General features: G+C 48.0%; 4 protein-coding genes and 1 pseudogene. 1 reads left to right on the forward strand and 4 read right to left on the reverse strand.

Annotated elements, in window-relative coordinates; all coding sequences use genetic code 11:
- A pseudogene (locus ACOJTG_RS09735) lies at positions 1-330 on the reverse strand (glycoside hydrolase family 92 protein); the annotation flags it as partial.
- Positions 331-501: 171 nt separating this feature from the next.
- Between ACOJTG_RS09735 and ACOJTG_RS09740 the strand changes: the two are divergent.
- A complete protein-coding gene (locus ACOJTG_RS09740; RefSeq protein ID WP_420153647.1) occupies positions 502-1161 on the forward strand; it encodes a DUF6766 family protein in 660 nt (219 codons plus the stop codon).
- Here ACOJTG_RS09740 and ACOJTG_RS09745 read toward each other — a convergent pair.
- From ACOJTG_RS09745 to ACOJTG_RS09755, 3 genes are all read right to left on the reverse strand, one after another.
- Positions 1158-1997, reverse strand: a complete 840-nt coding sequence (locus tag ACOJTG_RS09745; RefSeq protein ID WP_420153648.1) for a DUF1206 domain-containing protein — start codon at positions 1995-1997, stop codon at positions 1158-1160. The genes ACOJTG_RS09740 and ACOJTG_RS09745 overlap by 4 nt on opposite strands.
- Before the next feature lie 90 nt (positions 1998-2087).
- Positions 2088-2966, reverse strand: a complete 879-nt coding sequence (locus ACOJTG_RS09750; protein WP_420153649.1) for a YsnF/AvaK domain-containing protein — start codon at positions 2964-2966, stop codon at positions 2088-2090.
- A 49-nt stretch (positions 2967-3015) separates the two neighbouring features.
- Positions 3016-3426 (reverse strand): YsnF/AvaK domain-containing protein, encoded by a 411-nt coding sequence (locus ACOJTG_RS09755; RefSeq protein WP_420153650.1) that lies wholly within the window; start codon positions 3424-3426, stop codon positions 3016-3018.
- Positions 3427-3681: the final 255 nt, after the last annotated feature.

Genomic DNA, 3681 nt, shown 5'->3' on the forward strand with positions numbered 1-3681 from the left:
TCCCTGCGTAGGCATCACCAGAAAATCGCCCAAATCCGAGTGACCCGTACCGCTAAAGTGCGTATGACTGAAACCCACAATGGTTTTGTCTTCGTACTTGTAGCCCGCACAGTAGCGGTACACGTCGCCATTGTACTTGCCGTTGCGTTCGTAAGAAATGGTATCCGTATCCGGACTAAGCTGGACGGCTCCGAAGGGAACCGTGGCTCCCGGAAAGGTATGGCCCATTTTCTCCGTACCAATCAGGGGGCGAACGTAGGGGACCAGATTCTGTTGAGCGTAGGAAAGAAAGAAGAGGAATTGAAATGCAAGGGTCAATAAACCTTTCATCGAGCTTTTTTTGCACGAATATACGTCTGAATCAGATTAGGGCGTACGGAAAGGTCAAAAGGCAAAGGGGGGCTAAGCAAAAGGTGAGTTTTTAACGGTACACTTAGGTAGAAAATTGGCATTCTTTTTTATTGATCTTGTACAGCGTCTAAACCGTTACTTTAGTCATACATGAAAAAGTTTCTTCGGGAAAATGGATTGTCCTTGATCCTTGTCCTGGTTACCCTCCTTACTTTGCTGGCTCACCTGCTTACCGGGTGGCAGGATTTAAATAACGAACGACAAGATTTCGGTCAAAACCCACTTACGCTAGGGCAGTACTTCGGTAGCGGCCATTGCATAGACTCAGTCTTCGAAAACTGGGAAAGCGAATTTCTCCAGATGGCCCTGTATGTGTTGCTGACGGTATCATTGTACCAAAAGGGCTCGTCCGAATCCAAAAGCCTGACCGAAGAGGAGGAAGTAGACCGTGAACCTTCATCGACCCGTCCGGGAGCACCCTGGCCCGTCCGGAAAGGGGGCTGGATACTCAAGTTGTATCAGAATTCCCTAAGTCTGGCTTTTTTCGTACTCTTTGGACTATCGTTTGTGCTACACGCCATTGGTGGGGTACAAGCTCATAATGAAGAGCAGAGACTACAAGGGAAAGCCGACTTGATGAGCTTAGGTGAATTTCTGGGATCGAGTGAATTCTGGTTTCAATCCTTTCAAAACTGGCAGAGTGAGTTTCTCTCCGTACTTTCCATTGTAGTCTTGTCGATTTTCTTGCGTCAAAAAGGCTCACCCGAATCAAAACCCGTTGATGCTCCGCATCAGGAGACGGGCAATTAACAGGCCTGCGAAGACGTCGTTTTGATGGGGAAACACCGGGCCATGGCCAGCATAAAAATCGCCATACAGGTTAAGCCAATAGCGGTAGTCATCTGAATCCACTGGCCGCCGGGAAAAGCTTGCAGTGATTTAATCAGATCATCCATATTCATGACCCAGTGCGGATTTTCTTTCCAGGCCCCTTTAATCAGGTACCAGCTCGTAGAGGCCAGTATGCCACCCACGGTCAGAAAGCCTACGAGATTACACACCCAAAGAAAGCCATGGAACCATCTGGGAAAAGCCTCTTTATTGAGACTCTTATAAACGGTACCCGATAAGCCTTTGTACATCTGTAATCCCGCCCAGAGCATTAGAAAAACACCCACGAGGATAATGAGCCAATCGCCGCCTTTGACCATTAGTAGCTTGGAAACCCAAAGCTGCTTCTGATTTTGATCATCCGCATGCCCCATTAAAAGTTTTACGGCCGTTATCCCCAGACTTGTATACGTAAGACCGCTGAGGAAATAATTCAACCGATAAATCCAGCCCAGTACACCCTTGCCCTTCTTATACGGATCAAAATAGATTTCAGCCATCCGCCAGACGGTGTGCCCCGCTAAGGATAGGGCCATTAAAACCAGCACAACGGCCCCCACATCGGTTTTGATGAATTCCTGTAAAACGGCTTTTCGTCCGGGATCCGGGCCTCGTTGCCCCAGGGCAAATTGGATGGCAAAGAGGGCGACGCAGCCATATAATATTCCTTTGGTTAAATAACTAAGTCGGGTTAAGCTGGCAACGGTTTGTTCCCAGGTACGCGGACTCGTTTTCGTTTGGGCAATGGCTTCCATACTTCGGGTTTAAGGTTCACTGGACCCAAAAAAGGCTAACACGTTTGGTTAGCCTTTTTTGAATTAATCCTGTACATCATTTGCAGGCTGTTAGAGATTACGAGACACCCCACGTTCATTTGTATTCAACGTGTCAACGTCTACTTCCGTATGACGGACCGTATCACGGACGGTTTCTACGTGCTCATCCACTTCTTTGCCTAAGGTGACTTCTTCCACGACGCGGGCTTCTTTCGAAACAACGGGTACTTCGGCGTGTTCAACTACATCGATTTGGCCTTCCTGGAACGTTGCAAAATCCGCATCAGTAGCCGGACGATCTACGGGGGTACGGTTTACTACCACGCGTTCCTGACGCAGACGGACGTTTTCTTCTACAGGTTGCTCCACGATACGACTGCGGAGGCGGGCTCCACCCGTTTCAATACTACGTTTGCCTACCTGCAGGTTTTCTTCAATGACCTTGGCAGAAGCAGCCTGGTTGTCGGCAGTAAATTCATCCCTCACAATGTCAGCGTTTGAATGAGGTTGTAAGGGATCAACCGTTAATGAATCTTCCGTAGGTTGATAGTCAGCTGGGTAGGGCGTTGAACCAGTAGCCGTTGTGGCTACGTAACCGTATTCATTGGCTTTTTCGTCGATATCCACGGCTCCGTGTTCATCCAGAATATCCGACGCCAGACGAGCCTGTACATCCGATGCATTGTGTACCGTGACAATCGAACCCCGACGGGTTACGTGTGAATATTTGTCGGCATCATCGGTATCACTACCAAAAAGCGACTTAAAGAAATTGCCGATGCCTGTATCGTTATCGCTTTCGTGTGCGGTAGTCGTAGCGTCTACGCTACCCGTAGCTGAAGCTGAGATATCTACGTTTTCTTCTAAAAATCCGCGTTGGATGAGTTGAGCAGCAGCCGTTTGTGCTTGAAGGGCCGTATCAAACAGGCCAATGACAGTCTTTGACATGATTCTTCAATTTGGGTTGTGATGGAATTCTTTACCGATGAATCGAAACCTATGCTTCCGGACCAGTACTACGCGTAATTACAATTTCTTCCTGCCGCAGCATAACGGGCTGGTGAGTAGTAGTCTGTACTTCTTCTTTAGTAATACGCACTTCCTCCACTAGTACCAGACGTTTAACAAGGATTTCCTTTACCACCGGTACGATCATGGTTTCTCCTTCGTACCGTACCGCTGGAGGCGTATCAATGTATTGATTGATCGCTACGCGTTCCACCTTAACTTGTTGCTGCGTAAGTGGAAGCTCCACGCGTTCTTCGTGTTCGTGAACGCGTTTAGTTACCGTTACGCGACCCGTTTCTTGCGTCTCCGTATCAACGTTTACGCGTTCCTGAATGACCAGTAAAACCACGGGACGCGGGCCGGATTCATTCATTACAGAAGGATCAGTGTTCGTATTCATCAGGTCTACTGGGGTAAATTTCGTTCCATTAGTATTCGTAGGAGACTATACGTTCCATTTTAAGAAATTAACACCCCAAATGTTACCGTTTCAGGGGAGCAGGCTTCACAGACTAAAGTAATTTTCAGTAGAACATTCAGTATCAGCCACCTTTCATTGGTGTCAGACCTAACGTTTCGAACGTTAGTACTTTTTACTTAGGCTACTGAGGCACGGCGGTGAGGCATGGATTAACCCAGTAGCCCGGCTAGAGGA

The sequence above is a fragment of the Siphonobacter sp. genome (assembly GCF_048595215.1).
In the GTDB taxonomy this organism is placed as follows: Bacteria; Bacteroidota; Bacteroidia; order Cytophagales; family Spirosomataceae; genus Siphonobacter.

Excerpts from the sequence above, each read along its gene's own strand:
- ACOJTG_RS09745 (WP_420153648.1), bottom strand. The coding sequence starts at position 1,997 with ATGGAAGCCATTGCCCAAACGAAAACGAGTCCGCGTACCTGGGAACAA.
- ACOJTG_RS09755 (WP_420153650.1), bottom strand. The coding sequence starts at position 3,426 with ATGAATACGAACACTGATCCTTCTGTAATGAATGAATCCGGCCCGCGT.
- ACOJTG_RS09740 (WP_420153647.1), top strand. The coding sequence starts at position 502 with ATGAAAAAGTTTCTTCGGGAAAATGGATTGTCCTTGATCCTTGTCCTG.
- ACOJTG_RS09750 (WP_420153649.1), bottom strand. The coding sequence starts at position 2,966 with ATGTCAAAGACTGTCATTGGCCTGTTTGATACGGCCCTTCAAGCACAA.